Source organism: Streptomyces sp. NBC_00859 (assembly GCF_045161865.1).
Classification (GTDB): Bacteria; Actinomycetota; Actinomycetes; order Streptomycetales; family Streptomycetaceae; genus Streptomyces.
The window spans coordinates 6,594,286-6,614,326 of the sequence record NZ_CP108826.1; the positions used below are offsets into that span (position 1 = coordinate 6,594,286).

17 protein-coding genes are annotated in these 20,041 nt (G+C 71.1%); 15 read left to right on the forward strand and 2 right to left on the reverse strand.

Annotated features, from left to right (window positions below; all coding sequences use genetic code 11):
* The first annotated feature begins 110 nt into the window (after window positions 1-110).
* The 4 genes from OG584_RS29025 (at window position 111) to OG584_RS29040 (ending at window position 5,755) form a co-directional block, all read left to right on the forward strand.
* Complete coding sequence (locus OG584_RS29025; protein WP_405782239.1) at window positions 111-1,187, forward strand: glycine betaine/L-proline ABC transporter ATP-binding protein; 1,077 nt, start codon at window positions 111-113, stop codon at window positions 1,185-1,187.
* Entirely contained in the window at window positions 1,180-3,810 is a 2,631-nt protein-coding gene (locus tag OG584_RS29030; RefSeq protein WP_405782240.1) for an ABC transporter permease/substrate binding protein, read from the forward strand. The genes OG584_RS29025 and OG584_RS29030 overlap by 8 nt, the downstream gene beginning before the upstream one ends.
* Before the next feature lie 289 nt (window positions 3,811-4,099).
* Window positions 4,100-4,681 carry a cupin domain-containing protein gene (locus OG584_RS29035; RefSeq protein WP_405782242.1) on the forward strand — a complete coding sequence of 194 codons (582 nt, stop codon included), beginning with the start codon at window positions 4,100-4,102 and terminating at the stop codon, window positions 4,679-4,681.
* A gap of 102 nt (window positions 4,682-4,783) precedes the next feature.
* The gene (locus OG584_RS29040; protein WP_405782243.1) at window positions 4,784-5,755 is read left to right on the forward strand and encodes a DUF2510 domain-containing protein; all 972 of its coding nucleotides are present in this window, start codon (window positions 4,784-4,786) and stop codon (window positions 5,753-5,755) included.
* Between the two features lie 40 nt (window positions 5,756-5,795).
* Here the strand turns inward: OG584_RS29040 and OG584_RS29045 are convergent, their stop codons facing one another.
* Window positions 5,796-6,998: an amino acid deaminase/aldolase gene (locus OG584_RS29045; RefSeq protein WP_405782245.1), complete on the reverse strand. Its 1,203-nt coding sequence runs from the start codon at window positions 6,996-6,998 to the stop codon at window positions 5,796-5,798.
* Window positions 6,999-7,649: 651 nt separating this feature from the next.
* Between OG584_RS29045 and OG584_RS29050 the strand changes: the two genes are divergently transcribed.
* The 4 genes from OG584_RS29050 (at window position 7,650) to OG584_RS29065 (ending at window position 11,302) form a co-directional block, all read left to right on the forward strand.
* Window positions 7,650-8,429, forward strand: a complete 780-nt coding sequence (locus tag OG584_RS29050) for a hypothetical protein (RefSeq protein WP_405782246.1) — start codon at window positions 7,650-7,652, stop codon at window positions 8,427-8,429.
* Between the two features lie 19 nt (window positions 8,430-8,448).
* Window positions 8,449-9,657, forward strand: coding sequence for a type VII secretion-associated serine protease mycosin (mycP, locus tag OG584_RS29055; RefSeq protein ID WP_405782248.1), 1,209 nt, complete (start codon window positions 8,449-8,451; stop codon window positions 9,655-9,657).
* Between the two features lie 117 nt (window positions 9,658-9,774).
* The gene (locus OG584_RS29060; protein WP_405782250.1) at window positions 9,775-10,500 is read left to right on the forward strand and encodes an SseB family protein; all 726 of its coding nucleotides are present in this window, start codon (window positions 9,775-9,777) and stop codon (window positions 10,498-10,500) included.
* A gap of 88 nt (window positions 10,501-10,588) precedes the next feature.
* Window positions 10,589-11,302, forward strand: a complete 714-nt coding sequence (locus OG584_RS29065) for an MIP family channel protein (protein ID WP_405782252.1) — start codon at window positions 10,589-10,591, stop codon at window positions 11,300-11,302.
* Between the two features lie 108 nt (window positions 11,303-11,410).
* Here the strand turns inward: OG584_RS29065 and OG584_RS29070 are convergent, their stop codons facing one another.
* Window positions 11,411-11,782 carry a DUF1844 domain-containing protein gene (locus OG584_RS29070; RefSeq protein ID WP_405782254.1) on the reverse strand — a complete coding sequence of 124 codons (372 nt, stop codon included), beginning with the start codon at window positions 11,780-11,782 and terminating at the stop codon, window positions 11,411-11,413.
* A 362-nt stretch (window positions 11,783-12,144) separates the two neighbouring features.
* On the opposite strand from OG584_RS29070, the gene infC reads away from it, so the two are divergent.
* The 7 genes from infC to pheT all read left to right on the forward strand — a co-directional run bounded on the left by infC (window position 12,145) and on the right by pheT (window position 19,682).
* Complete coding sequence (infC, locus tag OG584_RS29075; protein WP_405782256.1) at window positions 12,145-12,837, forward strand: translation initiation factor IF-3; 693 nt, start codon at window positions 12,145-12,147, stop codon at window positions 12,835-12,837.
* 122 nt (window positions 12,838-12,959) lie between these two features.
* Window positions 12,960-13,154, forward strand: a complete 195-nt coding sequence (gene rpmI, locus OG584_RS29080; RefSeq protein WP_405782258.1) for a 50S ribosomal protein L35 — start codon at window positions 12,960-12,962, stop codon at window positions 13,152-13,154.
* A 105-nt stretch (window positions 13,155-13,259) separates the two neighbouring features.
* Window positions 13,260-13,646 carry a 50S ribosomal protein L20 gene (gene rplT, locus OG584_RS29085; RefSeq protein WP_164266673.1) on the forward strand — a complete coding sequence of 129 codons (387 nt, stop codon included), beginning with the start codon at window positions 13,260-13,262 and terminating at the stop codon, window positions 13,644-13,646.
* Window positions 13,647-13,799: 153 nt separating this feature from the next.
* Window positions 13,800-14,657 (forward strand): TrmH family RNA methyltransferase, encoded by an 858-nt coding sequence (locus OG584_RS29090; RefSeq protein WP_405782259.1) that lies wholly within the window; start codon window positions 13,800-13,802, stop codon window positions 14,655-14,657.
* Between the two features lie 99 nt (window positions 14,658-14,756).
* A complete protein-coding gene (locus tag OG584_RS29095; RefSeq protein WP_405782260.1) occupies window positions 14,757-15,854 on the forward strand; it encodes an ATP-binding protein in 1,098 nt (365 codons plus the stop codon).
* 175 nt (window positions 15,855-16,029) lie between these two features.
* Window positions 16,030-17,157 carry a phenylalanine--tRNA ligase subunit alpha gene (gene pheS / locus OG584_RS29100; protein WP_405782262.1) on the forward strand — a complete coding sequence of 376 codons (1,128 nt, stop codon included), beginning with the start codon at window positions 16,030-16,032 and terminating at the stop codon, window positions 17,155-17,157.
* Window positions 17,157-19,682: a phenylalanine--tRNA ligase subunit beta gene (gene pheT, locus OG584_RS29105; RefSeq protein ID WP_405782264.1), complete on the forward strand. Its 2,526-nt coding sequence runs from the start codon at window positions 17,157-17,159 to the stop codon at window positions 19,680-19,682. Before pheS ends, pheT begins: the two co-directional genes overlap by 1 nt.
* Window positions 19,683-20,041: the final 359 nt, after the last annotated feature.

Sequence of the window (20,041 nt, forward strand, 5' to 3'; positions counted from 1 at the left end):
CAGTAGCAGATTCAAGTATTGCGAGGGTGAAGCGGACCGATCCCGCGCCGCTCCACGACCTGTCGACACGGGGGTGACGGGTCGTTTTCGTTTCAACGCGTGAGGTATATGTGTCCAGGCTGCAAGCCGACCGCTTGTACAAAGTGTTCGGCAGACGACCCGATGAAGCCGTGCAGAAACTCGAGAACGGCACCGGCCGCGATGAGCTGCGCGGTGAGGGGACGACTGCTGCGGTCATCGACGCGTCGTTCACCGTCGAGCCGGGCAATATCTTCGTGGTCATGGGCCTCTCGGGGTCCGGCAAGTCCACGCTCCTGCGCATGCTGAACGGTCTCCTGGAGCCGACGTCGGGCCGGGTGCTCTTCGACGGCCAGGACCTGACCGCCCTCAGCGACAGCGAGTTGCGCGAGGTGCGCTCCAAGAAGATCAGCATGGTCTTCCAGCACTTCGCGCTCTTCCCCCACCGCAGTGTCCTGGAGAACGCGGGCTACGGCCTGGAAGTCCAGGGTGTTCCCCGTGCCGAGCGCGAGAAGCGGGCGGCCGAGGCCCTGGAGATGACGGGTCTCGCGGGCTGGGAGAAGTCCTGGCCCGACGAGCTGTCCGGCGGTATGCAGCAGCGTGTGGGCCTGGCCCGCGCGCTCGCGACCGACGCGGACCTGCTGCTGATGGACGAGTCCTTCAGCGCGCTCGACCCGCTGATCCGCCGCGACATGCAGGACCAGCTGCTCGAACTGCAGAAGCGGCTGAAGAAGACGATCGTCTTCATCACCCACGACCTCAACGAGGCCATGCGCCTGGGTGACAGCATCGCGGTCATGCGTGACGGTGAGATAGTCCAGCTCGGCACCGCCGAGGACATCCTCATCACACCGGCCAACGACTACGTCGCCTCCTTCACCAAGGACGTGGACCGCACGCGCGTCCTCACGGCCGCGGCGATGATGACCGACGCCCACCGTCCCGACGCGGGCGAGTGCGGCTGTGAGACCGTCACCCCCGACACCACCTTCGCCGACCTGTGCGGCGTGAGCGCGCGTGTCCCGCACCCCGTGGCCGTCAAGGACGCCCAGGGCAAGCTGGTCGGTGTCGTACAGCAGTCCCGACTCATAGGATTCCTCGGCGAGTACGCCGAGGCCCCCCTGGCCTGCGACGCAGCCCCCAAGAACAAGGCGGTCGCCAGTGCCTAGGTTCCATTTCGGCGACTGGGTCGAGAACATCGTCCAGTGGCTGCAGAATCACGTCGGATGGCTCTTCGACGCGATCAACAGCGTTCTCACGAACATGTACGACGGCGTCAACGCCGTGCTGGGCGGCGGTGAGCCGCTGCTGATGGCGGGCATCTTCGCCGTCCTCGCCTTCTGGCTCCGCGGGCTGGTGCCTGCGGTACTGACCTTCGTCGGCTTCGCCCTCATCGACTCCCTCGCCCTCTGGGACGACGGGATGGAGACGCTGTCGCTGGTGATCGTCGCGGCCGTCATCACGATCGTGATCGCGGTACCGATGGGTATCTGGGCGGCGCGCAACGCGAAGGTCGGCGCCGCGGTCCGCCCGGTGCTCGACGTCATGCAGACGATGCCCGCCTTCGTCTACCTGATCCCGGGCGTCATGTTCTTCGGCGTCGGGGTCACCCCCGGCGTGATCGCCACGATCGTCTTCGCGATGCCCCCGGGCGTCCGGATGACCGAGCTCGGCATCCGTCAGGTGGACAGCGAACTGGTGGAGGCCGCCGAGGCCTTCGGCACCTCCCCGCGCAACATCCTGCGCCGGGTCCAGCTGCCGCTCGCACTGCCGACGATCATGGCCGGTGTCAACCAGGTCATCATGCTCGCGCTGTCCATGGTCGTCATCGGCGGTATGGCCGGCGCCGGCGGTCTCGGCGAGAAGGTCTACGCCGCCATCACCCAGCTCCAGGTCGGCCTCGCCGCCGAGAGCGGTGTGGCCGTGGTCATCCTCGCCATCTACCTGGACCGGATGACCGGCGCCCTCAACCTGCGGGTCTCGCCGCTCGGCCGCCGCGCCGCCGCGAAGGCGGCCGCCCTGGCCCAGCGGTGGAGCTTCACGCACTACCGTCCCGGCACCACCGTCGCCATGATCGGCGTCGTGATCCTCGGACTCGTCGCGGGAGGCATGAACCTCGGTTCGGCCTCGGACAGCGGCAGCTCTTCGCAGGCGGGCTCGGACGTCGGCCACGGCAAGCAGATCAAGATGGGGTACATCCCCTGGGACGAGGGCATCGCCTCCACGTTCCTGTGGAAGGAGCTCCTGGAGCAGCGCGGCTACACGACCGACGTCAAGCAGCTCGACGCCGGCCCGCTCTACTCCGGTGTGGCCCGTGGTGACATCGACTTCCAGACGGACTCCTGGCTGCCGACCACGCACAAGGACTACTGGAACAAGTACAAGTCCCAGCTCGACGACATGGGCAAGTGGTACGGCCCGACGTCGCTGGAGCTGACCGTGCCTTCGTACGTCAAGGGTGTGAAGTCCCTGGCGGACCTGAAGGGCAAGGGCAAGGAGTTCAACGGCAAGATCATCGGCATCGAGTCGAGCGCCGGTGAGATGGGCCTGCTGAACAAGAAGGTCCTGAAGTCCTACGGGCTGCAGGGTGAGTACAAGGTCGTGTCGTCGAGTACCTCGTCGATGCTGGCGCAGCTGAACCGCTCCATCAAGAAGAAGGAGCCGGTCGTCGTGGTGCTGTGGTCGCCGCACTGGGCGTACGGCAAGTACGACCTGACGAAGCTCAAGGACCCGAAGGGTGCCTGGGGCAAGAGCGACTCGATCCACACCGTCGCGCACAAGGGCTTCGACAAGAAGGACCCGACGGTCGCGAAGTGGCTGAAGGACTTCAAGCTCTCCGAGGGCCAGCTGACCAGCCTGGAGAACGCTGTCCAGGCCGCCGGTGAGGGCCATGAGCAGGACGGTGTGCGCGCCTGGCTGAAGAAGAACCCCGGCATGGCGGACAAGCTCGCACCGGTGGCGAAGGGCGCGGGCGCCCCGCAGAAGGGCAAGGACGCGGGCAAGAGCGTCAACCTGGGGTTCTTCCCCTGGGACGAGGCCATCGCCTCCACGTACCTCTGGCAGAACATCCTGGAGGACCGCGGCTACAAGCCCAACGTCAAGCAGCTCGACCCGGGCCCGCTGTACACCGCGCTGGCCCAGGGCCAGGAGGACGTGCAGTTCGACTCCTGGCTGCCGACGACCCACAAACAGTACTGGGACAGATACAAGAGCAAGCTGACCGATGTCGGCTCCTGGTACGGGCCCACCTCCCTCGAACTCTCCGTGCCTTCGTACGTCAAGGGTGTGAAGTCCCTGGCGGATCTGAAGGGCAAGGGCAAGGAGTTCAACGGCAAGATCATCGGCATTGAGTCGAGCGCCGGTGAGATGGGCCTGCTGAACAAGAAGGTCCTGAAGTCTTACGGGCTGCAGGGTGAGTACAAGGTCGTGTCGTCGAGCACGTCGTCGATGCTGGCGCAGCTGGACCGCTCCATCAAGAAGAAGGAGCCGGTCGTCGTGGTGCTGTGGTCGCCGCACTGGGCGTACGGCAAGTACGACCTGACGAAGCTCAAGGACCCGAAGGGTGCCTGGGGCAAGAGCGACTCGATCCACACCGTGGCCCGCAAGGACTTCGGCAAGGATCTGCCCGAGCTGAACGGCTGGCTGAAGAAGTTCAAGCTCAGCGAGGACAAGCTCAACTCCCTTGAGGTCGCGATCCAGAACGGCGGTGCGGGCAAGGAGAAGCAGTCCGCCCGCAAGTGGCTCGACGCCAACCCGGGCCTGGAGGACAAGCTGGCGCCTGTCGGCAGCTGATCCGACTCTCCCGCAAGGGAACCTTCCACGGAAGGCTCACCCGCAAGGGGTGGACAACGCCAACGGCGTTGTCCACCCCTTGCGGCGTTCCGGGGCACTGACGTCAACTCCGCGCCGCGGCTCCGCATTTGAGTTCCGCGGCGCCGGAGGATTTTGGCCCAGGGGGCGCGGTCGCGCGGCGGGAAGGTTGTACGACGCAGGTGCGGCAGGAGCGCCCGCCGGCGGCCCGAAGCTGCGTAAGGTGCTTCCAGACACATCCGGCGACAGGGCAGAAGGAGGGGAACCAGGGATGGACGCGAACGAGAAGGAAGCGTTCCGGGTGGGTGCCGCCGTCCGCAGGCGCCGCCGCACACTGGGGCTCACCCTCGCCAAGGTCTCCGCGCGCAGCGGACTCTCCGTGCCCTTCCTCAGCCAGATCGAGAACGAGCGGGCCCGGCCGAGCGAGCGCTCCCTCCAGCGGGTGGCCGACGCGCTGGAGACTACGGCGGTGGAGCTGCTGGCCGCGTCAGAGGCGGGCCGCACGGTCGACGTCGTCCGCGCGGCGGCCGGGTCCGTCCCTGATCCCGAGCCGCAGATCCGGGCGCTGGTGCGCGGCCACCACCAGCTGCACGCGATGGAGTTCACCGGCGAGCAGGAGACCGGGCGTGAGCTCCAGCACCGCAACGACGAGGTGCTGTACGTGGCCGAAGGCGCGGCCGAGGTGGAGGCCGAGGGCCGGGCGTACCGGCTGGAGCGCGGCGACAGTCTGTTCCTCTCGGGGGGTGTGCGGCACCGCTGGCGTGCCACGGTCCCCGAGACCCGGATCGTCGCTGTCGCCGTCGCCGAGCACGTGGACGCGACCGCCGATCAGCGCGCCAGGCGCTGTCCGTAACGTTGACCCTCCGGGCGACGGCGCGGCATCGCGGACACGGCCCATTGCCGCGACGGGCTGCACCCGCCCAAGGCGCCGAGCGCTGAACTCTGGAGTGACCGGATGACCCACACGACACCGCCCGGCTGGTACCCGGACACCGGCCGTCCCGCCACCGAGCGGTGGTGGGACGGTGCGGCCTGGACCGCGCACACCCGCCCGCTCGACGCCGTACCGCAGCAGCCGGGACCGGACGGCTACGGCCCCGTGGGGGCCGCGCCGCGGGGCTTCGGGCCGCCGTCGCGCCCTCCGGCGCGGCGCGGGGCCGGCAGAGTGGCGCGCGCCGTACCGACCGCCGTCGCCGCGGCCGCCGCCGCGATGGCCGTCGCCGTGATCGTGACGGCGGTGATCACCGTCGGCCATCGCGGAGGCGGCACGGCCGCGCCCGCCAGGACCAGCGCGCCGGCCACCGCCCGTGCCTCGGACGCCGCGCGCAGCCCGGATCCGGACCCGGCGCCGCCGACCGCCGGTCCCGCGCTGCTCGTCGACCAGCTGGACGGCATCACACTCCCGGTCCCGGCGGGCTGGGAGAAGCCGACGAGCACCGTCGAACACGTGACGACCATGCGGACCAGCCACTCCTACGAATGCCCCGGGGACTCGGCGTCCTTCTGCTACCACGGCACGGTGACGTCGAACACCGCAGCCGAGACCGACCTCTCATCGGCGGAAGCCGTGGCCAAGGCCGACATCAAGGACGCTGCCGACACTTCGTACGACAAGGACATCGTCGGCAATCTCAACTACGACGGCATCACCTCGCACACCCGGCTCAAGTCGGAGTCCGTGACCGTCGCGGGCCGCACCGGCTATCTGGTCCGCTGGCGGGTCAAAACCGGTGCGGGGCCCGGCGGTTACGTACAGTCCGTCGCCTTTCCCTCGTCCGTCGGCTCGGAGTCGATGGTGGTGGTGCGCCTCGCGTTCGACGCCGGGCCCGACGGGCCCCCGCTCGGCGGCATGGACACCATCACCGGCGGGATCCGCCCCATCGGTGATGCCACGAACGGTGGGGTGGGCAGCAGCATCGGCCCGTGAAGTGGCTCGGCAGCGGGCGCCACTTCGCGCGGGGGCCGTGTCAGAGGAAGGTGTGGCCTTCCCCGCGGTACGTCGCCGCCGTACCGGTCACCCGGTCGCCCTCGATCAGCTGGAGCGCGTCGAACCGCTCGCACAGCTCGCCCGACTTCGCGTGCCGGAACCACACCTTGTCGCCGATCAGCAGATCGTCGGCGGGCGAACCCAGGAGTGGTGTCTGGACCTCGCCGGGGCCCTCCTGCGGGTCGTAGCGCAGCCCCTCCGGCAGGTAGGGGACAGGCAGCCTGTCCGCTCCCGCGGCGCCCGACGCGGGGTAGCCCCCGCCGAGCACGGTCACCACGCCCACACCCGGCCTGCGCACCACGGGCAGCGCGAAGAGGGCCGCCGGACGTCCGGTGAAAGAGGTGTAGTTGTCGAAGAGCCGCGGTACGAAGAGGCCCGAACCTGCCGCGATCTCCGTCACCGCGTCCTCCGCGGCCGTGTGCTGGACGCTGCCCGTACCACCGCCGTTGACGAATTCCAGTTCCGGCGCCACCGCCCGGACCGCCCGCACCACGGCTCCCCGCCTGGCAGCCAGTTCCCTGCGGGCGGCCGACTGCATCAGCCGGACCGCGCGGGAACGCAGCGGCCGCCCGGCGACCGAGTCGCCCACCCCGGCGATGTGGCCCTCGTACGCCATCAGCCCCACCAGCCGGAAGCCGGGGCGGCGCGCCACCGACCTGGCCAGCTCGGCGAGTTGGGCGGGATCGCGCAGCGGTGACCTGAGCGCTCCGATGCGTACCCGCCCGCCCAGCATCCGGAGCGAGGTGTCCAGTTCCAGGCAGACCCGGATCTCCTCACGGCCGCCCTCCCGGGCGCGGTCGATCAGCTCCAGCTGGGCAGGATCGTCGACCATCACGGTCACGGCCGCGGCGAGCTTGGGGTCGCCCGCCAGCTCCGCGTATCCACGGCGGTCCGCCGACGGGTACGCCAGGAGCACATCGTCGAATCCCGAACGGGCCAGCCACAGCGACTCCGCCAGTGTGAAGGACATCAGCCCCGCGAATCCGTCGCGCTCCAGCACGCGCTCCAGGAGCGCGCGGCAGCGTACGGACTTGCTGGCCACCCGGATCGGTTTGCCCGCGGCCCGGCGGACCAGGTCGTCGGCGTTGGCGTCGAAGGCTTCGAGGTCGACGACCGCCAGCGGGGCGTCGAGGGCGGCGGTGGCCCGGTCGTACCGGGTCCGGTCAGCAGCACGGGGCGTCATGGCCGAAGCCTGCCAGACATGATTACCGGAGGGTAGGGGGATGTTCTGGGCAGATGCCCCGTGCGTACCGTCCGGTTCCCGCAGCCCCCCTCCCGGCCCGTAGAGTGGCCGACGGACCCGCCAGGAAGGCGAATTCGGGCGGTGCCGTGATCGAGGAGCGGGGCAGACGGGTGCGCGGCCGCGACGGCGGCCGCCGGCACTGTACGGCTGACGCAGCGGGCGTACTGCGGGCCCCGGCGCACACAACCGCCGTACACGGCGGTGTACGGCGCACGCGCGGTACAACGGACACACGGCACGACCGGACGCACAGGGGGGCGGATGAGTACCGAGACACCGCGGCGTGCCCCCTTCCCGTCCTTGCCGCCCCGTCCGAAGGGACCGCCACCCGCACCGGCCGGTACGCGGCAGGTTCCCACCGAGGCCCCCACCGAGACGACCACGCGGCTGCGGCCCGTGGCCGGCCCGTCCGCGCCGCCGTCCGGCGTCCCGCTCCGGCCCACCGCTCCACCGTCCGGCGTCCCGCCCCGCCCCACCTCACCCCCGCCCACCCGGCGCAGGCCGGTCGGGGCCGTCGATCTCACCCCCCGGCCGGGCGCGGACAGCCCGGTGGCGTTCCCGCCGCCGCGGCGGGGCGCCGCGGAGTCTCCGGTGGAGACCACCACCCGGCTGCGGCCCGTTCCCGCGCGGCGCCCCGCCAGGGCCGCCGCCGCGGCCTGCGTGGTGCTGGGGCTCGGACTGATCGGCGGTGCGGCCGCGGGGAGCATGCTCAGTGGTGACAGCGCCGCGGCCGGTCCCCGTGACGGGTTCACGCAGGCGCGCGGTCTGTGGCACAGCACTCCCGTCGACACCCTCTTTCCCCGCACACTCACCGGTACCGGCGCCGGCCCCGGCGGCGCCGACCGGACCTGGACCAGGCTGGGCGTCGCGCCGGACACCACGTGCACGGGCCGGCTCGACCCCATGCTGCTGAGGGCGCTCCAACCGGTGGGCTGCACAAGGCTGGTGCGCGCGACGTACGCCGATGCCACCAGCACCAGCGTGACCACGGTCGGCATGGTCTTCACCGAGGGCGGACCGGCGGCGACGGCCGCCCTGCGCAAGCGGTTCGCGGCGGAGGGGCTCGGCCGGCGCACCGATCTGATGCCCGGCGCCTATCCGGTGAAATCCACTGCCGCTGCCTCCTTCGGCGACCGGCAGCGGGCCAGCTGGACGGTGAACGTCCTCACGGACGCGCCCGTCGTGATGTACGCGGTATCCGGATTCGCCGACGGACGCACGGTCACCGACCCGCAGCCCGCGTCCGTGGCCATGGAGCAGTCGCAGACAACCGCCGCCGCCCAGGCGGGACTCGGCCACGAGGCCAAGGGCATCGAGGAGCGCGTCGAGCGGGCCCTGCGCAAGGACGTCGCCGCCACGGAGAAGCCCTGAACCGCACGGAGGAGTACCGATGAGACGCCGAGGACCGACCGGACTCACGGCCGTGCTGGCCGCCGCGGCCTTCACCGTGCTGCCCGCGGTGCCGGCCCGTGCCGACTCCATCCGCTCGCAGCAGTGGGAACTGGCCGCCATGCACACCCAGCAGGCGTGGCGTACGACCAAGGGCAGGGGCGTCACGGTCGCGGTCCTCGACACCGGGGTCGACGCAGCCAGCCCCGACCTCGCGGGACAGGTCCTGCCGGACAAGGATCTGATCGGCTTCGGAGCGCACCGCGGCGACCGGTCCTGGGCGCGGCACGGCACGGCGATGGCGGGCATCATCGCCGGGCACGGGCACGGGCCCGGCCACGCCGACGGGGTCCTGGGCATCGCACCCGACGCCCGCATCCTGCCGGTGCGGGTCATCCTCGAAGGCAGCGACCCGGCCATCAGGAAGGCGCGCGCGTCACGGGGCGGAGCACTCGCCGAAGGCATCCGCTGGGCGGCCGACCACCACGCCGATGTCATCAACCTGTCCCTCGGCGACGACAGCGCCTCCGCACGTCCGGAGCCCGGCCAGGACGCCGCTGTCCAGTACGCGCTCTCCAAGGGCTCGGTGGTCGTCGCGTCCGCGGGCAACGGCGGCGAGGACGGAGACCACATCTCCTATCCGGCCGCCTACCCCGGGGTGATCGCGGTGACCGCGGTCGACCGGTACGGCACACATGCCGCCTTCTCCACCCGCCGCTGGTACGCCACAGTCAGCGCCCCAGGTGTCGATGTCGTGATCGCCGACCCCGACCGCAAGTACTACGAAGGCTGGGGCACCAGTGCGGCCTCCGCCTTCGTCTCGGGCGCGGTCGCGCTGGTCAGGGCCGCGTACCCGGATCTGACGCCGGTCCAGATCAAGAAGCTCCTCATGGACACGGCCCGCGACGCCCCGCAGGGCGGCCGTGACGACGCCCGCGGCTACGGCATGGTCGACGCGGCGGCAGCACTCACGGCTGCGGCGAAAATCGCCCCCGCGCAGATCCGCACCGAATCCGCCGGATACGGGAAGCGGTACTTCGGGCCGGGCCCCGATGCGGAGCCGGGGGGCGGGCAGCCCGGTGCGTGGCTGGGGCCGCTGGCGGGCGGCGCGGGGGTGCTGCTGCTGGCCGGGGCCCTGGTGCTGTGGCGCGGCGGCTCCTCCAGGACCAGGCGCGGCGCCGGATTCAGCCGTTTCCGCCGGTCACTGTGACGGCGGGCGCGTGCGGCGGCGGGCGACGCAGGCGGTACGGCCGGTGAGCCGGGCCCCGCAGCCGGGCGCCGCTCACCGGCGGGCGGACGACGCCTGGCGAGGCACTAGGCTCGGGGCGTGGCGCTCAAGAACATTCCGGACTCCGGATTCTCCGACGACGACGGCACCGCCGACACCCGGCTGACCGCGGCGCTCGCCGCCTGGTCGCAGGACAGGGGGGCCGAGCCGGAGGTGCTCGAAGCCCTGCGGGACGCCCGGCTGCTGGTGCCGGTCGTCGCTCTGCTCGGGGAGGCCGAGACGGGCGAGGACGGGCTGCGCCGCGAGAAGTCCAGCGACATGGCCGTTCCGACGCTCCAGGCCGGTGACCGCAGGGCGCTCCCGGCCTTCACCTCGACCGCTTCGCTGGCCCGCTGGGACCCGCAGGCCCGCCCGGTCGCCGTGCCGCTGCACCAGGCCCTCCAGGCAGCCGCCCACGAACGGGCCGACACACTCGTACTCGACCTGGCGGGCCCGGTGCCGTACGAGCTGGCGGGCCCGGCGCTGCTCGCGCTCGCGGAGGGGCGCGCCGGCGCGGACCCGCTCGACGATCCGGCCGTGGTGGATGCGGTACGCACCGTCGTCGCCGCGCACCCCGGCGTTCTCCGCGCCCATCTCGGCCCCGGCCGGGCCGACGGCACCCTGGCGCTGGTCCTCGTCCCCGGTGCGGACCCGTCGGCGGTCACCGCCGTCGCCACGGATCTGGCCGCCCACGAGGTGCTCAGAGCCCGGCTTGTCCAGGGACTCGACCTCGCGCTGCTGCCCGCCGGCGCTCCGGCTCCGAACACTCCGCTCTTCGCACGCTGAGCGTCACCGGCGGCGCCCCGAGAGGCACATTCAGCACTTCCGACGAATAATTGCGGAGAAATCCGACAATCTTCGTGAGGTGTGAGCTATGGAGACGACGGAGACGCGGAGGATAGCCGCGGAGTTCCTCGGGACTCTGCTACTGGTGTTCGTCGCGGTGGGGTCCGTGGTGCTCGCGAGTGAGTACATCGGTGCCTTCGGCATCGCGCTCACTTTCGGCTTCGTCATGCTGGCGCTTGCGTACTCGCTCGGTGCGATCTCGGGCTGTCACATCAACCCGGCCGTGACGCTGGGCATGCTGCTGGCCGGGCGTATCGATGTGCGCCGTGCGGTGGAGTACTGGGTCGCGCAGTTCCTCGGCGCCATCGTCGGCTCCGCACTGCTCTTCCTGCTCACGAAGCAGGTGCCGGGGATCAAGACCGACGGCCTGTTCGGCAGCAACGGGTACGACAGCCGCTCGGCCGTGCACATCAACCTGGGCGGCGCCTTCCTGGTGGAAGTGGTGCTCACCTTCGTCTTCGTCTTCGTCGTCCTGGCCGTGACGCACAAGGTGGCTGTCGTGGGCTTCGACGGACTGCCCATCGGCCTGGCGCTCGCCACGGTCCACCTGATCGGCATCCCGCTCACCGGCACATCGGTGAACCCGGCGCGGAGTCTCGGCCCGGCCCTCTTCGCCGGTGGCGCCGCGCTCTCCCAGCTGTGGCTCTTCATCGTGGCGCCACTGATCGGCGCGGCTCTCGCCGCCTACGCCCACCGGTTCACGCACCCCGCGGGGATCGCGCACGCCGACGCCACTGTCTGACGCCGCTGCCTGAGGCCTTCCGGTGTGCCCGGCGCCCGTGCCGCGGCGCAGTCCCCCCGCAGGGACCGGCCGCCGGTGATCCGGCGGCCGGTCCTCGGCGGTCCGGGCTCAGCCGTAGACCGGCCCGGTGAACTTCTCGCCCGGCCCGTCGCCCGGCTTGTCGGGCACGACCGACGCCTCGCGGAACGCCAGCTGGAGCGACTTCAGGCCGTCGCGCAGCGGAGCCGCGTGGAAGGAGCTGATCTCCGTGGCGCTCGCCGTGATCAGTCCGGCCAGTGCCTGGATCAGCTTCCGGGCCTCGTCGAGGTCCTTGTGCTTCTCGCCGTCCTCGGCCAGGCCCAGATTGACGGCGGCCGAGCTCATCAGGTGCACCGCGACCGTCGTGATCACCTCGACCGCGGGGACGTCCGCGATGTCACGGGTCATGGAGTCGAAGCCGGGGGCTTCTTCGGGGGTGGGGGAGGGGGTCGCGTCGCTCATGCGGCCCACGATATGCGGTGCCCTCCGCGCACTCGCGCGGAGGCCGGTGCGCACCGGTTCGCCGCATCCCGTCCAGGGTGCTAACCTTGTGTAACGACCGGCCGGACACATGTGTGCCCGGCCCACAAGTGGAGGCTCCGATCTCCCACCTGACTGTCCTCCGGGACGGCGGGTCACCGGTCAGGCGGCGCCCATCGTTCCGTACGGACGATGGAAGCCACCCGATGTGCGCCCCGCGGTTGACGCGGCGGTGCTCCGGTATGTGAGGAGCTCCCGCCTGTGTCCCGTCCGGGGCGTTTTTCTTGTTCCAGGTTCGGTTGGTCTGTCTAAACAGACGTTACGCGGCTGTCTGCCAGAGAGCCGTGTGGTGCTACCGAGGAGGATCCATCAGCGCCGAGCCCCGCATCAACGACCGGATTCGCGTTCCCGAGGTGCGACTTGTCGGACCCAGTGGTGAGCAGGTGGGCATCGTCCCGCTCGCGAAGGCCCTGGAACTGGCACAGGAGTACGACCTCGACCTGGTCGAGGTCGCGGCGACCGCCCGTCCGCCCGTGTGCAAGCTCATGGATTACGGGAAGTTCAAGTACGAGTCGGCCATGAAGGCCCGTGAGGCGCGCAAGAACCAGGCGCACACGGTCATCAAGGAGATGAAGCTCCGGCCGAAGATCGACCCGCACGACTACGACACCAAAAAGGGTCACGTCGTGCGCTTCCTCAAGCAGGGCGACAAGGTCAAGATCACGATCATGTTCCGCGGTCGCGAGCAGTCCCGCCCCGAACTGGGTTTCCGGCTGCTCCAGCGTCTCGCTTCGGACGTCGAGGACCTCGGGTTCATCGAGTCGAACCCGAAGCAGGACGGCCGAAACATGATCATGGTGCTTGGCCCGCACAAGAAGAAGACCGAGGCCATGGCCGAGGCGCGCGAGGCCCAGGCCGCCCGCAAGGCGGAGCGCCAGGGTTACGCGACCGACGGGTCCGCGGACGACGACGAGGTCGCCGAGGCTCCGGCCGAGGCAGAGGCCGAAGCACCGGCCGAGACCACATCCGACGCGTAACCGGAGGGGCCGCCAGCCAGGCGGCCCCGGGGTTCCGCCCGGAACACATACCAATGATCTGACGCTCCCGGTCTCCGGTGCCCGCACCGGGGGAGCGCCACTGACGAGGAGAGTACGGCGCGATGCCGAAGAACAAGACGCACAGCGGCTCCAGCAAGCGCTTCAAGATCACCGGCTCCGGCAAGGTGCTCCGTGAGCGCGCCGGCAAGCGTCACCTGCTGGAGCACAAGTCGTCCAAGAAGACGCGTTCGCTGTCCGGCACCGTCGTGGTGGCCCCGGCCGACGCCAAGAAGATCAAGAAGCTTCTCGGCAAGTGACGTCGCAGCCCCCGGTGACCACCGGGGGCGCGATGTCGGGACCGGGACCAATTCGTTTCCGGGCCGTGTGAGTTCACCCACGGCCCCGCTACAAGGAGTCAACAAGTGGCACGCGTCAAGCGGGCAGTCAATGCCCACAAGAAGCGCCGGGCAGTTCTCGAAGCGGCCAAGGGCTACCGCGGTCAGCGTTCGCGCCTGTACCGCAAGGCCAAGGAGCAGGTCACTCACTCCCTGGTCTACAACTACAACGACCGCAAGAAGCGCAAGGGCGACTTCCGTCAGCTGTGGATCCAGCGCATCAACGCCGCTGCCCGCGAGAACGGCATGACGTACAACCGCCTCATCCAGGGTCTGAAGGCCGCCAACATCGAGGTGGACCGCAAGATCCTCGCCGAGCTGGCCGTCAACGACACCAACGCGTTCGCCGCGCTGGTCGAGGTCGCGCAGAAGGCGCTCCCGAGCGACGTCAACGCGCCGAAGACCGCTGCCTGATCCAGGCAAGCTCTTCGACCGGAGCCCAACCGGCAGGACCCGCAGGCGGAAGCCGCCTGCGGGTCCGCTGTGTTCCACAGACCGATGTCCGACCGGGCGCGAGTGACCCGGGCGCACCGCACTTCCGTACCTGAGTTAGGTGAAACGCCGACCATGGGCACCCCCGCCGAGCTGATCTCTCCGCGCTCCCCGCGCGTCGCCGCCGCGAAGCGGCTCGCCCGGCGCAACTTCCGTACCAAGGAACGCCGGTTCATCGCCGAGGGGCCGCAGGCCGTGCGCGAGGCGGTGCAGCACCGGGTCGCCGGTGAACCGACCCTCGTGGAGCTGTTCACCACCGTGGAGGCCGCCGAGCGGTACGCCGGCGTCGTCGAAGCGGCACGGGGTGCCGGGGCGCGTATCCATCTGGCGGGCGACGACGTGCTCGCCGAGCTCTCGCAGACCATCACCCCACAGGGGATCGTCGGGGTCTGCCGCTTCCTGGACTCCCCCTTCGACGAGATCCTCGCGGCGCGGCCCCGGCTGGTGGCAGTGCTCGCGCACGTCCGCGACCCCGGCAACGCCGGTACGGTGCTGCGCTGCGCCGACGCGGCGGGCGCCGACGCCGTCGTCCTCACCGACGCGTCGGTGGATCTGTACAACCCCAAGTCGGTACGCGCGTCCGTCGGTTCGCACTTCCATCTGCCCGTCGCGGTCGGCGTTCCCGTCGAGCGGGCCGTCGCCGGGCTGAAGGCCGCCGGGGTGCGGATCCTCGCGGCCGACGGAGCGGGGGACGACGACCTCGACGCCGAGCTCGACGCGGGCACCATGGGCGGCCCGAGTGCCTGGGTCTTCGGCAATGAGGCCTGGGGACTCCCGGAGGAGACCCGAGCGCTCGCCGACGCCGTGGTGCGGGTCCCCATCCACGGCCGGGCCGAGAGCCTCAACCTCGCCACGGCCGCCGCCGTCTGCCTCTACGCCTCCGCGCGTGCGCAGCGTGCTTCCGGAGGGTGCCGCTCCGTCACCTCCACCTAGTAGGGTGACCAGTTCGGGGGCCCACTGCGCTATTCGGAGAGGTGGGATACGGGGATGGCCGGCTCAGCGGGCGGTGCGTCGTCGCACGGGAGGGGATCCGTGCTGAACGGATCCGGTGCGTCCGGCGGTCCCGGGGGTCTCACCTCGTGCGGGATCGACCCCGACGAACTCCCCGACGGCCTGGTCGTCGCCGACGAGCACGGCCGGATCACCTGCTTCAACGCGGCCGCCGCACGGATCACTGCCGTACCGCGCACCGCCGCACTCGGTTCCCCGCTGGAGCAGGCGCTGCCCCTCGAGGACCTCAAGGGGCGCCGCTGGTGGACGCTCACCGACCCGTACGGCGGGCTCGCGATCCGGTACGGCCAGCCGGAGCGCAATCTGCTGCTGCCCGGCGGACGCGAGGTGCTGGTCTCCGCGCGGTACATACGGAAGCACCCCACCGGTCCCGTCCAGCGGCTGGTGATCTCGATCCGGGGCACCGAGGCGCGGCGGCGCACCGAGCGCAGCCACGCCGAGCTGATAGCCACCGTCGCACACGAGCTGCGCTCCCCGCTGACCTCGGTCAAGGGGTTCACGGCGACGCTGCTCGCGAAATGGGAGCGCTTCACCGACGCCCAGAAGCGGCTCATGCTGGAGACCGTCGACGCCGACGCCAACCGGGTCACCCGGCTGATCGCGGAGCTCCTCGACATCTCGCGCATCGACTCGGGCCGCCTGGAACTGCGCCGCCAGCCCGTGGACATCGCCGCGGCCGTCCACCGTCACATCCAGGCCCACATCGCGTCGGGCCAGGCCCCCGACCGGTTCCTGGTCCGGATCGAGCAGCCGCTGCCCGATCTCTGGGCGGACCCGGACAAAGTGGACCAGGTGCTGGGGAACCTGCTGGAAAATGCGGTGCGCCACGGTGAGGGAACCGTCACCATCGAGGTCGCGGCGGCCGCCGCGAAGAACGACGAGAAGGGGACGGGCGTCACGGTGACCGACGAGGGCCCCGGTATCCCCGAGGAGTCGATGAGCCGCGTCTTCACCCGCTTCTGGCGGGGCAGCAAGCGCGGCGGTACCGGGCTCGGCCTGTACATCGTCAAGGGCATCGTCGAGGCGCACGGCGGGACGATCACTGTCGGCCGCGGATCCGGGGGCGGCGCCGAGTTCCGATTTATCCTGCCCGTGGGTGCTCCGGCCTACCTCACGTAGGAGGTATCGCGCAGCCTGGCGCCAAGTGCGGCGGCGGGCGACGGGCGGGCCGGGGGACCTGCGGGCCCCTCCCGCCCCGCGCGACCTCTAGAATCGACCTTTGGCACGTTTGCGTCCTTGACGTCGCTGTCGGCGAGCAGGTCGCCTCAGCCAGAAATCGGAAGTACGGGAAGAGATGTCGGCACCGAACAAGTCGTACGACCCTGTTGAGGTCGAGGCACTGAAACCGGAAGAGATCGAGCGGATGCGGAGCGAGGCGCTCGCCGCCTTCGCCACCGCGGGCGACCTCGACGCGCTCGCGCACGCGAAGACCGCGCACACCGGCGGCACCTCGCCGCTGGCGCTCGCCAACCGCGAGATCGGCGCGCTGCCGCCGCAGGCCAAGGCCGACGCGGGCAAGCGCGTGGGCATGGCGCGCGGCGCGGTGAACAAGGCGCTCGCGGCCCGCCAGGCGGAGCTGGAGACCGAGCGGGACGAGCGGGTCCTGGTCGAGGAGGCAGTGGACGTCACGCTGCCCTACGACCGCACACCCGCCGGCGCCCGCCACCCGCTGACCACCTTCATGGAGCGGGTCTCGGACATCTTCGTGGCCATGGGCTACGAGATCGCCGAGGGCCCCGAGGTCGAGGCTGAGTGGTTCAACTTCGACGCCCTGAACTTCACGCCCGACCACCCGGCCCGGCAGATGCAGGACACGTTCTTCGTCCAGGGCCCCGAGGGCACCGACGGCGACGAGTCCGGGGTCGTGCTGCGGACCCACACCTCACCCGTCCAGGCACGCACGCTGCTCGACCGCGAGCCGCCCGTCTACGTCGTCTGCCCGGGGCGGGTCTACCGCACCGACGAGCTGGACGCCACGCACACCCCGGTCTTCCACCAGATCGAGCTGCTCGCCGTGGACGAGGGCCTGACCATGGCCGACCTCAAGGGCACCCTGGACCACATGGTGCAGGCACTCTTCGGCCAGGACATGACGACCCGGCTGCGCCCGAACTACTTCCCGTTCACCGAGCCGTCCGCCGAGATGGACATGCAGTGCTACGTCTGCCGCGGCGCGTCGGTGGGCAACCCCGACCGCCCGTGCCGTACCTGCTCCAGCGAGGGCTGGATCGAGCTGGGCGGCTGCGGCATGGTCAACCCCAAGGTGCTCACCGCCTGCGGTGTGGACCCCCAGAAGTACAGCGGATTCGCCTTCGGGTTCGGCATCGAACGGATGCTGATGTTCCGCCACAACGTCGAAGACATGCGAGACATGGTCGAGGGTGACATCCGGTTCACCCGGCCGTTCGGGATGGAGATCTGATGCGGGTCCCGCTTTCCTGGCTGCGGGAGTACGTCGATCTCCCCGCCACCGAGACCGGCCGTGACGTGCAGGCCAAGCTGGTCGGCGTCGGCCTCGAGGTCGAGACCGTCGAGCAGACCGGCGCGGGCCTCAAGGGCCCGCTGGTCGTCGGAGAGGTACTGACCATCGAGGAGCTGGAGGGCTTCAAGAAGCCCATCCGCTTCTGCACGGTCGACGTCGGCGCCGCCAACGGCACCGGCGCGCCGCAGGAGATCGTCTGCGGCGCCCGGAACTTCTCCGTCGGCGACAAGGTCGTCGTGGTGCTCCCCGGTGCGGTCCTGCCCGGCGACTTCGCCATCGCCGCACGCAAGACGTACGGCAAGACGTCGCACGGCATGATCTGCTCGGGCGACGAGCTCGGCATGGGCGACGACGGGACTCACGGCATCATCGTGCTGCCCGCCGGACACGAGCCGGGCACCGACGCCATCGCGCTGCTCGAACTGGTCGACGAGGTCCTCGACATCGCCGTCACACCCGACCGCGGCTACGCCCTGTCGATCCGCGGCGTCGCACGGGAGACCGCCACCGCCTACGGCCTGCCGCTGAGCGACCCGGCGCTGCTCGACGTGGAGCCGCCCAACGCCTTCGGCTACCCGGTGCAGATCGCCGACCCGCAGGGCTGCGACCGCTTCACCGCCCGAACGGTCACGGGCCTCGACCTTGAGGCCCGTACCCCGATCTGGCTCCAGCGCCGCCTCCAGAAGGCGGGCATGCGACCGGTCTCGCTCGCCGTCGACATCACCAACTACGTGATGCTGGAGCTCGGACAGCCGCTGCACGCCTACGACCGCACCCGGATCGACGGGCCGATCGGCGTCCGCAGGGCCACGCCCGGCGAGAAGTTCACCACTCTCGACGGCGCCGCCCGCGTGCTCGACGCCGGTGACCTGGTCATCACCGACGACCGGGGTCCCATCGGTCTCGCCGGTGTGATGGGTGGGGCCAACACCGAGATCGCCGATGTCACCGCCGACCCGGAGACCGGCCTGCTCCACGGCACCACCGACGTGATCATCGAGGCGGCGCACTTCGACGCCCTCTCGATCTCGCGCACAGCGCGCCGCCACAAGCTGCCGTCCGAGGCGTCCAAGCGCTTCGAGCGGGGCGTCGACCCGGAGGCGGCATCGGCCGCCGCCCAGCGGACCGTGGACCTCCTGGTGCTGCTCGCGGGCGGTACCGCCGAGGCCGGCGTCACCGAGGTCGTCGCGCCCTCGGCGCCGCGCTCCCTCCAGATGCCCGCCGACCACCCGGACAAGGTGGCCGGCGTCGCGTACGGCCGGGAGACGGTCGTACGCCGGCTCCAGCAGGTCGGCTGCGACGTCTACGGACAGGACGTACTCGTCGTCACCGTGCCGTCCTGGCGCCCCGACCTCGCCTACCCCAACGACCTGGCCGAAGAGGTCATCCGGCTCGAGGGGTACGAGAACCTCCCGTCGACGCTGCCGAGGCCTCCGGCGGGCCGCGGGCTCACCGAGCGGCAGCGGCTGCACCGCAGGGCCGGCCGCGCGCTGGCCGGCGCCGGGTTCGTCGAGGCGCTGAACTACCCGTTCACCGGCGACGCCGCGTTCGACCAGCTCGGGCTCCCCGCCGACGACCCGCGCCGTGCGACGGTCAAGCTGGTCAACCCGCTCTCCGACGAGGAGCCCGCGCTGCGCACCACGCTGCTGCCGGGCCTGCTCGGCGCGCTGCGGCGCAACACCGGACGCGGCTCGCACGACCTCGCGCTGTTCGAGACCGGTCTGGTCTTCCGGCCGACGGGCGAGGAGCGCGTGCCCGCGCGGCTGCCCGTCGACCGCAGGCCCACCCAGGAGGAGATCGCCGGGATCACCGCCGCGCTGCCGCGTCAGCCGCGCCGGGTCGCAGCCGTCCTCGCCGGTGCGCGCGAGCAGGCCGGCTGGTGGGGCAAGGGCCGCCCGGCCGACTGGGCGGACGCCGTCGAGGCGGCCCGCACCGTCGCCCGCGAGGCCGGTGTGGAGCTGATCGTCCGCGCCGACCGGCACGAGCCGTGGCACCCCGGCCGCTGCGCCGCGCTGTACGTCACTGCCGACGGCGCGGAAGTACTCGCCGGGCACGCCGGTGAGCTGCACCCGCGCGTCATCAAGGCGTTCCACCTCCCCGAGCGCAGCTGCGCGATGGAGCTGGAGCTCGATGTACTGGAGCGGGCCGCCGTCGCGCTCGTCGCACCCCGGATCTCCTCCTTCCCGGTGGCGACCCAGGACGTCGCGCTCGTCGTTCCCGCCGGGGTACCGGCCGTCGACGTCGAGGCGGCGCTGCGCGAGGGCGCCGGTGAACTCCTCGAATCGCTGCGGCTGTTCGATGTCTTCACCGGTGAGCAGATCGGCGAGGGCAAGAAGTCCCTGGCGTACGCGCTGCGTTTCCGCGCGGGCGACCGTACGCTGACCGTCGACGAGGCCACGGCCGCGCGTGACGCCGCCGTCACGCTCGCCGCGGAGCGTACCGGGGCGGTGCTGCGCGGCGCGTAACAGCCGTACCGCGTGCGGGAACCACTGAGGGGCGTGTCCAGATGATCTCCGGGCGCGCCCCTCACCCGTTCGGGTGGGAGGGGCGCCCTTTCCCCGCGTCCGCCCCGGGTGATCGGGCGGCTGCGCGGGGCGGCACGCGGGGGGTGCGCCGCCCGTCCTGCCACGGAGCGCCGGGCAGTTCCGGCAGGGCGGGCGGCGCCGGGAGCGGGCCGTCGCACTGTACGAGGGGGAGCCGACGGCCCGGCCGCCTCCTGGGAGGCAGTTCAGTCAAGCGCTCGGGGTCCCGCGGCGGAAGGGAACTGGGCGCCCCGGCCGGGGTGTTCCGTTCGCACCCCGTGTGAACCCCGCTCCAGTACGCT